This is a genomic window from Streptomyces sp. NPDC020192 (genome assembly GCF_044388685.1).
Classification (GTDB): domain Bacteria; phylum Actinomycetota; class Actinomycetes; order Streptomycetales; family Streptomycetaceae; genus Streptomyces.
In genome coordinates this window covers 1-17,652 of the sequence record NZ_JBIRXG010000014.1, presented here as the reverse complement: position 1 = coordinate 17,652, position 17,652 = coordinate 1, and the positions used below count along the sequence as shown (strand labels likewise).

Sequence of the window (17,652 nt, the reverse complement as noted above, 5' to 3'; positions counted from 1 at the left end):
GGCTCAGCCCCTCCCGGCGCCGGAGAACAGCGGGAAGTAGGTGTCGAGGTCGTCCCGGCCGTAGGCGTCGGCCAGTTCGGGGACGCGCGCGAACGGGGTCACCGGGTCGTCGGCGATGTCGGGCAGCCAGCCGGTCTCCTGCTGGACGTCGCGGATGCGGGCGGCGTCCTGCAGGCGCCAGGCGTGGGTGTGCACGTGGATGTGCCGGCTGATGCACTCGGTGGCGCGCAGGTTCCACAGCCGCATGCCGGTCTTCCAGCCGACGGTGGACACCACGCCCTCGCGGGCCAGGCTCTTCATGGTGGCCCGGTGCAGGCCGCCGCCGAGGTTGTCCAGGAAGATGGAGACACCGTGGCCGCCGGAGAGTTCGCCGACGATCTCCAGGAACCGTGCCTCGGAGGCGCGGTAGCGGTCCATGGCGTCGGGGTCGGTGGACTCCTTGGCGCGCAGATGGTCGAGGTCCGGGAACTCGCGGCGGTCGACGGCGATCGCGCCCGAGGCGGCGATCTCCTTCAGCCGGCTCTCCCGGCCGGAGACCATCGCCGTGCGGAACCCCTCGCGGCGGGCCAGTTCGAGTTCGGCGAAGACGACCCCGCCGCCCCAGCCGAGGACGAGCGGCTGCTCGTCCCAGGCGTCGTCGACCTGGCTGCGCCAGCACCGGCTGGTGACGCGCCAGTTGTCCCACGCGGTGAAGTACCGGGCGAACGGCGCCCAGCGCTCCACCGGGTACCGTCCGCCGGACGGCAGCGGCACGAGCCGGTCGGCGGGTACGACCATGCGCTCGGCCAGCAGGCCGGGAGAGCCCGGCGCGTCGTAGGCGCAGATGGTCTCCGCGTAGCCGTTGCGGTCGGCCTGGCCGAACGGGATCCACAGGCACTCCTGGCCCTCCCGTAGTCCGCGCACGGCCGAGCCGGTGCGCAGCACGCGGACGACGCCGCAGGTGCCGAGGACGATCCGCTCCTCGCCGCGCTGCCGGACGATGTCGACGGGGCTGCGCGCGAGGGCGTGCTCCATGTTCGCCTCCCAGCAGCCGACGAGGGGCTCGACCAGTACCTCGTGTTCGCCGGGGGAGGCGATCGGGATGCGGGTGAGGGTCAGCTCACCGCGCACCGGGCCGCCGGATGTGTTCTGCGGACCTTCGGGCAGCACCCAGGCCTGCACGTTCTCCATCAGTTCCCCCTTGTGTGCGTGTGTGCGGCGCCGGTCGTGCCCGCCCGCTCACGCGTTGCGATCGCCGTCGGCCGTACCTGCCCCCGTGGCGCGATTCGGTTGGGGCAGCGGTCGGGCCGCCCTGCCGTAGCGATCATGGCGATGCTATCGGACGGCCCCTGGCCTGTCGCCAGTGCTGTGTGCAACGTCATCGCCCCCACCTGGCCAGCAGGTCGGCCAACAGGCCCGCGATCCGGGCGCGTTCCGGCCCGTCGGCGGGCAGCCGGGTGATCGCCTCGTCCAACTGGCCGAGTTCCTCCAGGACCAGGACGGCCGTGGCGGCGTCCTCGTCGTCGAACGCGGGCGGTTCCGCGTCCGCGGACGGGGCGAGTTCGGCCAGCAGACGACGGGCCAGCTCGGTCGGGGTGGGGTGGTCGAAGACCAGCGTCGGCGGCAGCCGCAGCCCGGTGACGGCGGCGAGCCGGTTGCGCAGTTTCAGTGCCGCCAGCGAGTCGAATCCCTGGTCGAGGAACCGGTGGTGGGCCGGTACGTCGTCCGGGCCCGCGTGGCCGAGGACGAGCGCGGCCTCGGCGCGCACCAGGTCCACCAGGAACGCCTCCCGCTGGGCGGGCGTACGGCCGGCCAGCTCCCCGGCCACCGTCGGCGCGCTCGTCCCGGCCTGGGCGGCGGCCCGGCGGGCGGGTGCCCGGACGAGGCCGCGCAGCGGAGCCGGCAGTTCGTCGGCCGCCGCGCGCAGCGAGCGCAGGTGCAGGGCGCCGGCCACCACGAACGGCTCGTCCCCGCGGCAGGCCGCGTCGAACAGGGCCAGGCCCTGCTCCTCGGACAGCGGTGTCATGCCGTTGACGGCGACCGGCGTGTCGGCGACCGTGCCGTGGCCGCTCTTGGCGGCGCGTTCGGCCCACCAGCCCCAGGCCACGGAGGTCGCCGGGAGGCCCTGGGCGCGGCGGTGGCGGGCCAGCGCGTCCAGGAAGGCGTTGCCCGCCGCGTAGTTGCCCTGGCCGAGGCCGCCGAAGGTGCCGGCCACGGACGAGAACAGCACGAAGGCGGACAGGTTCAGATGCCGGGTCAGTTCGTGCAGGTGCCAGGCCGCGTCGGCCTTCGGGCGCAGCGCGGTGTCCAGTCGGTGCGGGTCGAGGGCGGCGAACACGCCGTCGTCGAGGACGGAGGCGCTGTGCACGACGGCGGTGAGCGGGTGCTCGTCCGGGACGGCGGCGAGCAGCTCCGCGAGCGCCTTGCGGTCGGCGGCGTCGCAGGCCGCGAGCGTGACCGTGACGGCGCCCGACTCGCGCAGCTCGGCGCGGAGTTCGGCCGCGCCGGGGGCGGCCGGGCCGCGCCGGGAGGCGAGGACGAGGTGCCGTACCCCGTGGGCGGCCACCAGGTGCCTGGCCACCAGCGCGCCGAGGTCTCCGGAGGCGCCGGTGACCAGGACGGTGCCGTCCGGGTCCCACGGCACCGGGCCGTCCGGCGGCGCGAGCCGGGCCAGCCGCGGCACGGTGGCCTCGCCGGCCCGGAGCGCCAACTGCGGTTCCCCGCCGGCCGGTACGGCGCCCAGCGCCCGCCAGGAGCGGGGGTCGTCGTCGATGTCGGCCAGCACGAAGCGGCCGGGGTGCTCCGACTGTGCGGAGCGGACCAGGCCCCAGGCCGCGGCGCCGGCGAGGTCGTCCGCCGCGTCGGCCGCGCCCCGGGTGAGCACCACGAGCGGTACGGCGGCGAACCGGTCGTCGGCGAGCAGTGCCTGGAGGGTGGCGAGCGTGCCGTGCAGCACGGTGCGTGCCTCGGCGGGCGGTTCGCCCGGAGCGCCTACGGCGGTGAGCAGCACCGCGTCGGGCACCTCGGCCAGGCCGGCCGGGCCGTCGGCGACGTGCACGGTGTGGCCGAGGGCGCGCAGGGTGTCCGCGGCGCCGAGCGGGTCGGCCCCGAGCACCGCCCAGCGGCCGGGCGCGGCCGGCGCGAGCGGCACCGGCGCCCAGTCCATCCGGAACAGCGCGTCCCTGCCGATCCGCCGGCCGGCTCCCGCGCCGGGCGCGGGGCCGAGCCGGACGGTGTCGGCGGTCAGCACCGGGCCGCCCTCGGGATCCGCCAGGGTGAGCGCCACGGTGTCCGGTCCGGTCCGCTCCGCACGCACCCGCAGGGTCCGCGCCCCGGTCGCGTGCAGGCGGACACCCAACCACGCGACGGGCACCAACTCGCCGTCGAGCACCGGTTCCAGGGCCGCGTCCAGCAACAGCGGGTGCAACGCGAACGCGTCGGCCCGCTGGGCGGCGTCCTCCTCGAGCGCCACCTCGGCGAACAGGTCGGCCCCCCGCTGCCATACGGCGACCACGGCCGCCCCGGCACGCCCGGCACCCCCCGGAGCGGCCGCCCCCACAACAGGCACCCGCACGACCGGCGATTCGGGATCCCACGGTCCGGGCACGGTCGGCTCCGCGAGGGGCACCTGAGAGCCCGTCCGCTCCGGATCCCGCGGTCCCGGCGCGGTCGGTTCCGGCGCTCTCGTATGCCCGGCCCACGCGTCCAGCGGCAGCGGTTCCGCGTCGGACGGTGGCCAGTCCGTCAGGGGCTCGCCGGGGGTCGGCCCGGTGGTCAACGTGGCCTCGGCGTGGCGGGTCCACGGACCGTCGGCGGTGCGGGTGTGGACGGCGGCCGTGCGGGTGCCCGCCGCGTCCGGGGCGCTGACGGACACCCGGGTGTCGGCGCCGCCGGCCGGGACGAGCAGCGGCTCGTACGCGGTCAGTTCGCCGATGCCCGCGCAGTCCGCCCGGTCGGCGGCGGTCAGGAGGAGGTCGACCAGCGCGGCGGCGGGTGCCTCGGGCCCCGGCCAGGGCTGTGCGGTGCCGGAGAGCCGGCCGGTGAGCACCAGCGCTCCGTCGGCGAGTTCGACCGCGGCGCCGAGCAGCGGATGCCCGGCCGGTGCCAGCCCGGCGGCCGTCACGTCGCCGCTGCCGCCGCCCGGCTCCAGCCAGTGCCGGGTGCGCTGGAAGGCGTACGTCGGCAGTTCGGTCGTACGGGCGCCGGTGCCGGCGAAGGCCGGGCGCCAGTCGACGGTGAGGCCGGCCGCGTGGGCCTCGGCGGCGGCGCGCAGGAACCGGTCGCGCCCGCCCTCGTCGCGGCGCAGCGTGGCGAGGACGGTGGCCGGGCCGCCGGTCTCCTCCAGGGTCTGCTGCACGGCGACGGCGAACATCGGGTGCGCGCTGATCTCGAGGAAGGGGCCGTAACCCTGCTCCCCCAGCGTGCGGACAGCCTGTTCGAACAGGACGGTCCGGCGGGCGTTGCGGTACCAGTAGTGGTGGTCGAGCCCGGCGGTGTCGAGCAGTCCCCCGGTGACCGTGGAGCAGAACGCGATCGGCGCGGAACGCGGCGCGGTCGGCGCGAGGGCCTCGATCAGCTGGTCGCGCAGCGCGTCGACGTGCGCGGTGTGGCCCGCGCCGACGATCTGGCGCACCCGCCGGACCCGTATGCCCTCCGCCTCCAGGCCGGTCAGGAACTCCTCCAGTGCGTCGAGGTCGCCCGCGACGGTGACGGAGCGCGGGTCGTTGACGGCCGCGATGTCCAGGCGGTCGCCCCACGGCCGCAGCCGCTCGGCCGCCTCGGCGCGGGGCATCGCCACGGAGGCCATGCCGCCGGTGCCCGCCAGGGTCAGCCACGCCTTGCCGCGGGTGGCGACGATCCGGGCGGCGTCCCGCAGGTCCAGGGCGCCCGCCACGTAGGCGGCGGCGATCTCGCCCTGGCTGTGGCCGACCACCGCCGACGGCTCCACGCCGTACGAGCGCCACAGCGCGGCCAGCGACACCATCATGGTGAACAGGGCCGGCTGGACCACGTCGACCCGGTGCAGCGGCGGCGCCCCCTCCTCGTCGCGGAGCACGTCGAGCAGGGACCAGTCGACGAACTCGGCGAAGGCGTCCGCGCACTGGAGCACGCTGTCCCGGAACACCGGGAAGTCGTCGAGGAGTTGCCTGGCCATGCCGGGCCACTGGGCGCCGTGCCCGGGGAAGACGAACACGACCCGGTCGGCACCGTCGGCCGCGCCGTCGGCGACCGCGGGGTCGGGGGTGCCGGCGGCGACGGCGTCGAGTCCGCGCAGCAGGTCGGCGCGGTCGGTGCCGAGCACCACGGCCCGGTGGTCGAACACGGACCGGCCCGCCGCCAGGGTCCAGCCGACGTCGGCGGGGCGGACGTCGGGGCGGGTCTGAAGATGCGTGCGCAGCCGTGCCGCCTGGGCGCGCAGGGCGTCGCGGGTACGGCCGTGCACCGGCCACACCACCGGCCGCACCGGTGCGGGGGCGGACGGGGTGGAGTCCTCGGCGGGGGCCTGTTCGAGGATGACGTGGGCGTTGGTGCCGGACAGGCCGAACGCCGACACGGCCGCCCGTCGCGGCCGGTCCACGGCCGGCCAGTCCCGTGGCTCGGTCAGCAGCGCGACCGCCCCGGTACTCCAGTCGACCTGGCCGGTGGGCCGGTCGACGTGCAGCGTGGCGGGCAGCAGGCCGTGCCGCAGCGCCTGCACCGTCTTGATGACGCCGGCCGCGCCGGAGGCGGCCTGGGAGTGGCCGATGTTGGACTTCACCGAGCCGAGCCAGAGCGGTTCGGTGCGGTCCTGGCCGTAGGTGGCGAGCAGGGCCTGGGCCTCGATGGGGTCGCCGAGGCGGGTGCCGGTGCCGTGGGCCTCCACGGCGTCCACGGCGGCGGGCCGCAGTCCGGCGTCGGCGAGCGCGGCGGTGATGACGCGCCGCTGGGCGGGGCCGCTGGGAGCGGTGAGGCCGTTGGAGGCGCCGTCCTGGTTGATCGCCGAGCCGCGGACGAGGGCGAGGACGCGGTGGCCCTGGGCGCGGGCCCGGGAGAGGCGTTCCACCAGCAGCAGCCCGACGCCCTCGGCGAGGCCGGTGCCGTCGGCGGCGTCCGCGAAGGCCTTGCAGCGGCCGTCGCCGGACAGGCCGCGCTGCGCGGAGAAGCCGATCAGCGCGGCGGGGCTGGACATCAGCGCGACACCGCCGGCCAGGGCGAGGTCGCTCTCCCCGCTGCGCACCGACTGGCAGGCCAGGTGGAGTGCGACCAGGGAGGACGAGCAGGCGGTGTCCACGGTGACGGCCGGGCCCTCGAAGCCGAAGGTGTAGGCGATCCGGCCGGAGATCACGCTCGGCACGTTGCCGGTGAGCAGCTGCCCGTCGGAGCCGCCGGCGCCGGGGCCGCGGCTGGAGGCGTAGTCGCCGACGTTGGCGCCGGCGAAGACGCCGACGCGTCCGCCGCGCAGGGCGGTGGGGTCGATGCCGGCGTGTTCGAACGCCTCCCAGGCGGTCTCCAGCAGCAGCCGCTGCTGCGGGTCGGTGGCCCGGGCCTCGGCCGGGGCGATGCCGAAGAACGCGGCGTCGAAGCCGGCCGGGTCGGTGAGGAAGGCCCCTTGGCGGACGTAGCTGCGGCCCCGGGCGTCGGGGTCGGCGTCGTAGAGCGCGTCGAGGTCCCAGCCGCGGTCGGTGGGCAGCCCGCCGACCGCGTCCTGGCCGGTCACGACGAGCTGCCACAGCTCGTCGGGGGACGTGACGCCGCCGGCGTAGCGGCAGCCCAGGCCGACGATGGCGATCGGGTCGTCGTCATCGGCGGCGCCGCGGGCGCCCGGGGCCGCGATGTCGGCCGAAGCGGTGTCGAAGGCCAGCGCGAGGAGGTGGTCCGCCAGCGCGGCGGGCGACGGGTGGTCGAAGACGAGGGTGGCGGGCAGGGACAGGCCGGTGGCCGAGCGGAGCCGGTTGCGCAGCTCGACCGCGGTGATGGAGTCGAAGCCGACGTCCCGGAAGGCGCGGTCGGCGGGCAGCGCGGTGGGCGAGCCGTGGCCGAGGACGGCGGCGGCGTGCTCGCGGACCAGCTCCGTGACGGCCCGTCGGCGCCCGGCCTCGGGCAGGGCGCCGAGCCGCTCGCGCAGCGCGGAGACGGTGCCGGTGTCGACGGTGGCGGTGCGCAGCACGGCGGCGGCCTCGGGCACGGACTCCAGCAGCGGCCGGCGGCGCGCGGAGCAGAACACGGGGACGAACCGGGTCCAGTCGACGTCGGCGATCACCACGGTGGTCTCGTCGTGGTCGAGGCTCTGCCGCAGCCCGGCGACGGCCAGGCCGGGGTCGAGGAACGGCAGGCCCTGGCGGCCGACGCGCTCGGGGTCGACGTCCTCGTTCACGCCGTCCCACTCGTTGACGGCGGCCCAGATGCCCCAGGCGATCGAGGTCGCGGCCAGGCCGCGGGCGCGGCGGTCCTCGGCGAGGGCGTCGAGGTAGGCGTTGGCGGCGGCGTAGGGGGCGTGCAGTCCGCTGCCCCAGACGCCGGCGACCGAGGAGAACAGCACGAAGGCGTCCAGGTCCCGGTCGGCGAAGAGTGCGTCGAGGTGCTGGGCGCCGAGCACCTTGGCGGCGGTCTGGCCGGCGAACGCGTCGACGGGGGTGTCGGCCAGCGGGCGCAGTTCGAGGGCGGTGGCGGCGTGCAGGACGCTGCGCACCGGGGTGCCGGCCGCGTCGAGTCCGTCGACCAGGGCGGCCAGTTCGGCGCGGTCGGTGACGTCACACACCGGGAAGTGCAGCTCGGTGCCGGTGCCGGCCAGTTCGGCGGTCAGCTCGGCCGCGACGGGGGCGGCGGCGCCGCGGCGGCCGGGCAGCACGATGCGCTCGGCGCCCTGCTCGGCCAGCCAGCGCACCAGGTGCGGTCCGAGGGCCCCGGTGCCGCCGGTGAGCAGGACGGTGCCGGCCGGCCGCCACGGCCGGGGGGCGGGCTCGGTGCCGAGCGGCGCCCGGGTCAGGCGGCGGGCGGACACGCCGGTGGCGCGCAGGGCCGTCTGGTCCTCGTCGCCGGGGCCGGCGAGCAGCGCGGCCAGCCGGCCGGCGGCGCGTTCGTCCCACTCGGCGGGCAGGTCGATCAGGCCGCCCCAGCGCTCGGGGTGTTCCAGCGCGACGACGCGGCCGAGGCCCCAGGTCTGCGCCTGGGCCGGTGCGGTGACGCGGTCGGCGGGGCCGGTGGCGACGGCACCCCGGGTGGCGCACCACAGCGGCGCGGTGACGCCCGCGTCGCCGAGGGCCTGCACGAGGGCCACGGTCAGGGCCAGCCCGGTGGGCAGGGCGGGGTGCCCGGGGTGCGGGGCGTCGTCCAGGGCGAGCAGGGACAGCACCCCTGCCGGGCTGAGGCCGGCGAGCCGGGCCGCGAGCGCGTCGCGGTCGGTGTCGTCCGCGTCCAGGGTGAGCGTGGTGACCTCGGCGCCGTGCGCGGTGAGCGCGGCGGCGCACCGCGCGGCGAGCGGGTCGCCGGCCCGTGCCGCGGGTACGACGAGCAGCCACGGCCCGGTCAGCCGGGCGTCGTCGGGGACGGCGAGCCGTTCCCAGGTGACGGTGTAGCGCCAGCTGTCCACGGCGGACTGGTCACGCAGCAGGCGGCGCCAGCGGGACAGGGCCGGTACGACGGCGGTGAGCGGGTCGTCGCCGTCCACGCCAAGCGCGCGGGAGAGTTCCTCGACGTCGGCGCGGTCCACGAGGTCCCAGAACCGGCCGTCCCAGGGGTCGGTGCCGGTGCCGGCGGCCAGGGCGGCGCGCCGCTGCGGGGTGAGCCAGTAGCGCTCGCGCTGGAAGGCGTAGGTGGGCAGATCGACCCGGCGGGGCGCGTACGGCGCGAGTTCGGCGGCCCAGTCCACGGGCGCCCCGAGGACGGCGGCCTCGGCCAGCGCGGTGCGGAAGCGGAGCAGGTCGCCCTGGTCCCGGCGGAGGGTGGCGATCGCGGTGGCGGGGACGTCCATCGCCTCGGCGGTCTGCTGGACGCCGAGCGTGAGCACGGGGTGCGGGCCGACCTCGATGAACAGGCGGTGGCCCTGTTCGAGGGCGCGCCGGGTGGCCGCCTCGAAGCGGACCGGCTCGCGCAGGTTGCGGTACCAGTAGCCGGCGTCGAGTTCCGTGGTGTCGAGCGGCTCTCCGGTGAGGGTGGACAGGAAGGTCACGTCCGCCGGGCGCGGGGTGATGCCGGCGAGGTCGGCGGCGAGACGGTCGCGGACCTCGGCGACGTGCGGGGAGTGGGAGGCGTAGTCGACGGGGATGCGGCGTACCCGGATGCCGTCGGCCTCCCAGGCGGCCTGGGCGGCGTCGAGGGCCGCCGTCTCGCCGGAGACCACCACCGTGGACGGCCCGTTGACGGCGGCGATGCCGAGGCCGGGGCGGCTGTCGAGGCGGGCGCGGACCTCCGCCTCGGGCAGCGGGACGGACAGCATGCCGCCGCGGCCCGCGAGGGCGAGCAGGGCCTTGGCACGCAGCGCGACGACCTTCGCGCCGTCCTCGAGGGACAGGGCGCCGGCGACGCAGGCGGCGGCGATCTCGCCCTGCGAGTGGCCGAGTACGGCGTCGGGCCGGACGCCCGCGGCCCGCCACAGGCCGGCGAGGCTGACCATGACGGCCCACAGCACGGGCTGGACGACGTCGACGCGTTCGAGGGCCTGCGGGGAACGGATCGCCTCGTCCGGCGACCAGTCCACCCAGGGGGCGAGGGCGCGGGCACATGCGGCCCATGTCGCCGCGAACGCCGGCGAGGTCTCCAGCAGGGGTACGGCCATGCCGGCCCACTGGGCGCCCTGGCCGGGGAAGACGAAGGTGATCCGGCGTGTGCCGGCCGCGGCGGTGCCGGTGACGACGGCGGGGCTGGGCCGGTCCTCGGCCAGTGCGGTGAGGGCGGCCAGCAGCCCGGCCCGGTCGTCGGCGAGTACGACGGCCCTGGACGACAGCGCGGCGCGGGTGGTGGCGGCGCTGAACGCGACGTCCTGCGGCGCGAGTTCGGGGTGCTCGGCGAGGTGGGCGGCGAGCCGGAGCGCCTGGGCGCGGACACCGGCCCCGGTGGCGGCCGACAGGGGGACGGGGAGGGCGGCCGGTGCCGGCCGGAGACCGGCGGATGCCGGTGCGGTGGGCGTATGGGCCGCGGGGGATTTCTGGTCCCCGGCAGGCTGACGCGCGGCGGGAACCTGCGGCGCGGCGGGAGCCTGGTCTCCTGCGGCCTCCACCGCTGCGGAATCGGTGGCGGGGGCCTGTTCCAGGACGATGTGGGCGTTGGTGCCGCTGATCCCGAAGGAGGACACCGCGGCGCGGCGCGGCCGGCCGGTCTCGGGCCAGGCGCGGGGCTCGCGCAGAGGTGCCACCGCGCCGGCGGTCCAGTCGACCTGCGGGGTCGGTTCGGTGAGGTGGGCGGTGCCGGGCAGCACGCCGTGCCGGAGCGCCATGACGGCCTTGATGACGCCGGCGACGCCGGCGGCGGCCTGGGTGTGGCCGATGTTGGACTTCACCGAGCCGAGCCAGAGCGGTTCGGCGCGGTCCTGGCCGTAGGTGGCGAGCAGGGCCTGCACCTCGATCGGGTCGCCGAGCGGGGTGCCGGTGCCGTGGCCCTCCACGAGGTCCAGGTCGGCGGTGGTGAGCCGGGCGTCGGCCAGCGCCTGCCGGATGACCCTTTGCTGGGCCGGCCCGTTGGGGGTGGTGAGGCCGCTGCTGGCGCCGTCCTGGTTGACCGCGGAGCCGCGCAGCACGGCCAGGACGGGGTGGCCGAGGCGTTCGGCGTCGCTGAGCCGTTCGACGAGGAGCATGCCGACGCCCTCGGACCAGCCGGTGCCGTCGGCCTCGGCGGAGTAGGACTTGCAGCGCCCGTCGGCGGCGAGGCCGCCCTGCCGGGAGAAGTCCACGAACACGGCCGGGGTGGACAGGACGGTCGCACCGCCCGCCAGGGCCATCGTGCACTCCCCGGCGCGCAGCGCGCGGACCGCGGAGTGCAGGGCGACGAGCGAGGAGGAGCAGGCGGTGTCGACGGTGACGGCGGGGCCTTCGAGGCCCAGGGTGTAGGCGATCCGGCCGCTGGCCACGCTGCCCGCGGTGCCGAGGCCGAGGTAGCCCTCGACGCCCTCGGGCAGCGGGTCGGCCCCGGTGCCGTAGTCGTGGTACATCACGCCGGCGTACACGCCGGTGCGGCTGCCGCGCAGGGAGGTGGGGTCGATGCCGGCGCGTTCGACGGCCTCCCAGGCGGTCTCCAGGAGCAGCCGCTGCTGCGGGTCCGTGGCGAGTGCCTCGCGGGGGCTGATGCCGAACAGGCCGGCGTCGAACTCGCCCGCGTCGTGCAGGAATCCGCCCTCGCGGGTGTGGCTGGTGCCAAAGCGCTCGGGGTCGTCGGCGAAGAGGGCCGCCAGGTCCCAGCCGCGGTCGGTGGGGAAGGGGCCCATGGCGTCCCGGCCGTCGAGCACGAGCCGCCACAGGTCCTCCGGTGAGGTGACGTCCCCGGGGTACCGGCAGGCCATGCCGACGATCGCGATCGGCTCGTGCGCCCGGTCCTCGGCCTCGCGCAGCCGCTGCTTGGCGCGGCGCAGGTCGGTGGTCAGGCGCTTGAGCGTCTCCACGACCTTGCGGTCGTCGGTCTGTTCCTGGGACAACGCGGTGGCTCCTCGTGCGGTGGTGCGGTCGTTCGTGCGGTCGGTGTCGGTCATCAGAAGTCCCCCAGCTCCCGGTCGGCGAGGTCGAGCAGATCGGCGAGGCTCTCCTCGCCGGTCTCGGCGAGCGGCTCTGCCGGGGCCGGGTCGTCGAGGGTGCGCAGCAGTGCGCGCAGCCGGGTGCGCAGGCCCTCGCGCAGCTCCGGGTCGGCGGCGAACTCGGCCGCCGCGGACTCCAGTTCCGCGAGGGTACTGGTGCGCAGGGAGGCCGCGGTGGTCCGGCCGGGGGCCAGTTCGGCCACCAGGTGGGCCGCGAGCGCGGCGGGCGTCGGGTGGTCGAAGATCACCGTGGCGGGAAGTCGCAGACCCGCGGCGGCGCCCAGCCGGTTGCGCAGTTCGACGGACATCAGGGAGTCGAAGCCGAGCTGCTGGAAGCCGCGTTCCCGGTCGACGCCGTCGGCCGTGGCGTGGCCGAGCACCTCGGCGGTGTGCTGCAGGACGACGTCGAGTGCCCGGCGCTCCCGTTCCGCCGGGGGCAGCGCGGCCAGGATGTCCGCCAGCGGCTCGGCCGGCTCGGATGCCGTCCGGGCCGGGGCCGGCACCAAAGCCCGCAGGACCGGCGGGAGTTCCGCCGCCCGGGCGCGCAGCCCGGGCAGGTCGAGCCGGGCGGCGAGCGGGGCGGCCGGTGCCCCGGCGCGGGCGGTGTCGAACAGCGCCAGGCCGAGTGCCGCGTCGATCGGCAGCAGTCCGGCCCGGGAGGCGCGGCGGGTGTCGAGCTGTGCCGCCATGCCGTCGGCCCAGGGGCCCCAGGCGAGGGACACGGCGGGCAGGCCGGCGGCCCGGCGGTGGGCGGCGAGGGCGTCCAGGAACGCGTTGGCGGCCGCGTAGTTGGCCTGTCCGGGCGCGCCCAGGAGGCCCGCGGCGGACGAGAACAGCACGAACGCGTCGAGGTCGGCGGTGAGTTCGTGCAGGTGCCAGGCGGCGTCCGCCTTGGGCCGCAGGACGGTGTCGAGCCGGTCCGGGGTGAGCGCGGCGACGACGCCGTCGTCGAGCACGCCCGCGGCGTGCACGACGGCCGTCACCGGGTGCTCGGGATCGACGCTCGCGAGGAGCGCGGCGAGGGCGGCCCGGTCGCCGACGTCGCAGGCCGCGAAGCGGGCCTCGGCGCCGGCCGCGGCGAGTTCCGCGGCCAGCTCCGGCTGCCGTCCCTGCCGGCTGACCAGCAGCAGCCGCCGGACGCCGTGTTCGGCGACCAGGTGCCGGGCCACCAGGGTGCCGAGGCTGCCGGTCGCCCCGGTGACCAGCACCGTGCCGCGCGTGCCCAGCGGGACGGCAGGTTCGGCGGGGGTGGCCGGGGTGGCGCGGACCAGACGGGCGGCGCGCACCGCACCGGCGCGGATCACCAGCTGCGGTTCGTCGGTAGCGAGCGCGGCGGGCAGCGCGGCCAGGGACGCCGGGTCGTCGTCGACGTCGACCAGGACGAGCCGGCCGGGGTGTTCGGACTGCGCCGCGCGCACCAGACCCCAGGCGGCGGCGCCGGCCAGATCGGGCCGCTCCCCGGCGAGCGCCACCGCACCACGGGTGAGCAGGACCAGCCGCCCGGCGGACCGCTCCCCCGCCACCCACGTCCGGACCAGCTCGAGAACGTCACCCAGGACACCCCGGACCACCTCGGGCACACCGGCACCGGTCCCGGCGGACACAGCCGCCGCCTCGCCGGCCGGGGTCATGGTCCCGGTGGACAGGACCGCGAGGACGACGTCCGTGTCGTCCGGCACCGTGTCGAGGTCCTTGACCGTCTCGGTCCCGGCTCCCAGTACGGCGGTCAGGGCGGCGTCGGCGGGCGCGAGCACCGCCCGGCGTTCGCTCGATCGGCGGCCCGGGGCGACGGGGACGGGGACCCAGTCCAGGTCGAACAGCGCCTCGGTGGCGGCCGACGCGGTGCGCAGGTCCTCCGGCGCGATCGCGCGCAGGCGCAGCGCCTCGACGTCGATCACGGGACGGCCCTCGTCGTCCGTGGCGCGCAGGGACAGCCCGCCGCTCGCGTCCGGGGCGATCCGCACCCGCAGGGAGCGGGCACCGGTGGTGTGTACGTGGACGTCGCTCCAGGTGAACGGCACGCCCGCCACGCCGAGTCCGCCGACGCCGGCCGCGTGCAGCGCGGTGTCGAGCAGCGCCGGGTGCACGCCGAAGCCCGTCGGGTCGGTGCCCGGCGCGGGGCCGACCTCGGCGAACACCTCGGCCGTCGGCCCGTCACCGCGCCGCCAGACCGCGCGCAGGGCACGGAAGGCGGGGCCGTAGCCGAGACCGGCGGCGGCCAGCTCGTCGTAGTGACCGGCGGTCGGCACCGGTTCGGCGTCCTGCGGCGGCCAGGGCAGCGGCTCGGTGCCGGGTGCCGGTGCCGCCGGGGCGAGCATGCCGGTGGCGTGCCGCGTCCACTCCGCGCCGTCGTCGGCGCGGGCGGACACGGTGACGGGCCGCTCGCCGTCGACGGCCGCACCCACGTGCACCTGGACCACGACCGAGCCTTCGGCGGGCAGCACGAGCGGCGCGGCCAGGGTGAGTTCCCGTACCCGCGGCAGGCCGACGCGTGTGCCGGCCGCGCGGACGAGTTCGACGAAGGCCGTGCCGGGCAGCAGAACGGTGCCGAGGACGGTGTGGTCGGCCAGCCAGGGATGGCCGGCCGTGTCCAGCCGGCCGGTGAGCAGGATCCCGTCGGGCGAGTCGACGGCGGCCCCGAGCAGCGGGTGGCCGGCCGTGGCCAGCCCGGCGGCGGAGAGGTCGCCGGTCCGGGGCGCGGACTCCAGCCAGTAGCGGGTGCGCTGGAACGCGGTCGTCGGCAGTTCGACGGTCCGGGCTCCGGTGCCCGCGTAGAAGGCCGGCCAGTCCACCGCCGCGCCCCGGTCGTGCAGGGCGCCGAGCGCGGCGGCCACGGCGGACGCCTCCGGCCGTCCGGCGCGCAGCGTGGGTACAGCCACGGCGGCGTCCGGCAGCAGCGGTGCGGCCATCGCGGTGAGGACGCCGTCCGGGCCGAGTTCCAGCACGGTGTCCACGCCGGCCTCGCCGAGGGCGCGGACGCCGTCGGCGAACCGCACGGTGTCCCGTACGTGCCGGACCCAGTAGGCGGGGGTGCACAGCTCGTCGCCGGCGAGGGTGCCGGTCACCGTGGACACCAGCGGGATGCGCGGCGCATGGAACTCCACGCCGGCCAGGGCCGCCGTGAAGTCCGCGAGCATGGGCTCCATCAGCGGGGAGTGGAAGGCGTGCGACACCTTCAGCTCCCGGGTACGGCTGCCGCGTGCGGCCCACAGCCCGGCGGTGGCCAGCACCGCGTCCCGGGTGCCGGAGACGACCACCGACCGGGGGCCGTTGACCGCGGCGAGCACCGCGCCGTCGGCCAGTTCGGCGGCCACCTCCGCCTCGGGCGCCTCGACGGCGGCCATCGCGCCGCCCGCCGGCAGGGCGGCCATGAGCCGGCTGCGGGCGGCGACGACGCGCACCGCGTCGGCCAGCGACCACACTCCCGCCAGGTGCGCGGCGGCCAGTTCGCCGACGGAGTGCCCCAGCATGAAGTCCGGTACGACGCCCCAGGACTCGAAGAGCCGCCCGAGCGCGACCTCCAGCGCGAACAGCGCCGGCTGCGCGTACCCGGTGTCGTCGAGAGCGTCGCCGGTGGCGACGACCTCGCGCAGCGGCCGGTCGAGGACGGTGTCGAACGCGGCGGCGACCTCGGCGTACGCGGCGGCGAACACCGGGTGGGCGGCGGCCAGTTCCTCGCCGGTGCCGGGGCGCTGGGCGCCCTGCCCGGTGAACAGGAACGCGGTGTGCCCGGTACCGGCCGTCGTGGCCGGGCCCAACTCGCCCAGCCCGGCCAGCAGTTCGTCGCGGGTCGCCGCCACGACGGTGACCCGGCGCTCCAGCCGGGCCCGGCCGGTGGCCGCGGAGTGGGCGATGTCGAGCGGGACCAGGTCCGGGTCGGCGGTCACCGCCTCGGCGAGCCGGTCGGCCTGGGCCCGCAGCGCCGCGTCGGTACGCGCGGACAGCGGCACCGGAACGGGTACGGCGGGCCGTACGGCGGCCTCGGCCGGCTGCTCAACGCGGTCCGGGTGTTCCAGTACCACGTGGGCGTTGGTGCCGGACAGACCGAAGGAGGACACAGCGGCCCGGCGCGGCCGCTCCGTCCGCGGCCACTCCCGCTCCCCGGTCAGCAGTTCCACCGCGCCCGAGGCCCAGTCGATGTGCGGGGACGGCTCGTCGGCGTGCAGCGTGCGGGGCAGCACCCCGTGCCGCATGGCCTGCACCATCTTGATCACACCGGCGACACCCGCGGCGGCCTGGGTGTGCCCGATGTTGGACTTGATCGACCCCAGCCACAGCGGCTCGTCCCGCTCCTGACCGTAGGCGGCGAGCAGCGCCTCCACCTCGATCGGGTCGCCGAGCGAGGTGCCGGTGCCGTGGCCCTCCACGGCGTCCACGTCGGCGGGGGTGAGCCGGGCGTCGGCCAGCGCCTGCCGGATCACCCGCTGCTGGGACGGCCCGTTGGGCGCGGTGAGCCCGTTGGACGCGCCGTCCTGGTTGACGGCGGTGCCGCGGACGACCGCGAGCACCGGGTGACCGTTGCGGCGGGCGTCGGAGAGCCGCTCGACCAGGAGCATGCCGACGCCCTCGGACCAGCCGGTGCCGTCGGCGCCGGCCCCGTACGACTTGCAGCGCCCGTCGGTGGCGAGGCCGCGCTGCCGGGAGAAGTCGACGAACACGCCCGGGGTGGCCATCACGGTGACGCCGCCGGCGAGCGCGAGGTCGCTCTCGCCGGAGCGCAGCGACTTCACGGCCCAGTGCAGGGCGACGAGCGACGAGGAGCACGCGGTGTCGACCGTGACGGCCTGGCCCTCCAGACCGAGGGCGTACGCGATCCGGCCGGAGGCGATGCTGCCCGAGTTGCCGGTGCCGAGGTAGCCCTCGACGCCGTCGGGCAGCACGTCCACGCGGGCCGCGTAGTCGTGGTACATCACGCCGGCGTACACACCGGTCCGGCTGCCGCGCAGCGACGCCGGGTCGATCCCGGCACGCTCGATCGCCTCCCAGGACGCCTCCAGCAGCAGCCGCTGCTGCGGGTCCATGGCGAGGGCCTCCCGGGGTGAGATCCCGAAGAAGTCGGCGTCGAACTCACCGGCGTCGTGCAGGAATCCGCCCTCGCGGGTGTGGCTGGTGCCGGGCCGCTCGGGGTCGTCGGCGAACAGCGCCCGCAGGTCCCAGCCGCGGTCGGCCGGGAACCCGGAGATGGTGTCACGGCCTTCGGCGACCGCCTGCCACAGCTCGTCCGGTGAGGTGATGCCGCCGGGGTAGCGGCAGGCCATGCCGACGATCGCGATCGGCTCGTCGGCGGGTGCGGTGACGCGCGGCGCCGCGGGCACGGCGGCCGTGGCGCCGAGCACGCGCTCCAGCAGGTGCGCGGCGAGCGCGGCCGGCGTGGGGTAGTCGAACACCGCGGTCGTGCCGAGCCGCAGTCCGGTCGCCGTGGCGAGCCGGTTGCGCAGTTCCACGGCGGTGAGCGAGTCGAAGCCCAGGTCGAGGAAGGCCCGGTCCACGGCGACGGCGCCGGGGGACGCGTGCCCCAGCACGGCCGCCGCCTGCTCGCGGACCCACTCGACGGCGGCGCGTTCCCGTTCGGCCGGCGCCAGGCCGGTGAAGCGGTCGGCCCATTCCTCGGCCCGGCCGGCGCCGTCGGCCACCGACCGGCGGGCCGGGCGTCCGACGAGCTTGTGGAACAGCGGCGGCAGCGTCGGTGCCGCGCGCAGCGCGGACAGGTCCCACAGCGCGGCGACGGCGAGGGCGTCGGTGCCGCGCACGGCCTGGTCGAAGAGGGCGAGCCCGTCCTCGGTACCGAGCGCACGGGTGCCCGACCGGCCGATACGCGCACGGTCGGCCCGGCCGAGCCCCGTGGTCATGCCGTCGGTCCAGGGTCCCCAGGCGATGGACGTGGCGGGCAGCCCCTGCGCCCGCCGGAGCCCGGCCAGCGCGTCCAACGCCGCATTCGCCGCCGCGTAACCGCCCTGCCCCGCACTGCCCACCAC

3 protein-coding genes are annotated in these 17,652 nt (G+C 77.0%); all 3 read right to left on the bottom strand.

Translation table 11 applies throughout. From position 1 onward, the window contains the following. Positions 1 to 3: 3 nt before the first annotated feature. The gene (locus ACH47Z_RS25870) at positions 4 to 1,170 is read right to left on the bottom strand and encodes a zinc-binding alcohol dehydrogenase family protein (protein WP_399077554.1); all 1,167 of its coding nucleotides are present in this window, start codon (positions 1,168 to 1,170) and stop codon (positions 4 to 6) included. A 187-nt stretch (positions 1,171 to 1,357) separates the two neighbouring features. Further along, positions 1,358 to 11,635 carry a type I polyketide synthase gene (locus ACH47Z_RS25865; protein ID WP_399077552.1) on the bottom strand — a complete coding sequence of 3,426 codons (10,278 nt, stop codon included), beginning with the start codon at positions 11,633 to 11,635 and terminating at the stop codon, positions 1,358 to 1,360. Further along, on the bottom strand, positions 11,635 to 17,652 hold a 6,018-nt coding region (locus tag ACH47Z_RS25860; protein ID WP_399077550.1), incomplete at its 5' end, for an SDR family NAD(P)-dependent oxidoreductase. The genes ACH47Z_RS25865 and ACH47Z_RS25860, both read right to left, overlap by 1 nt.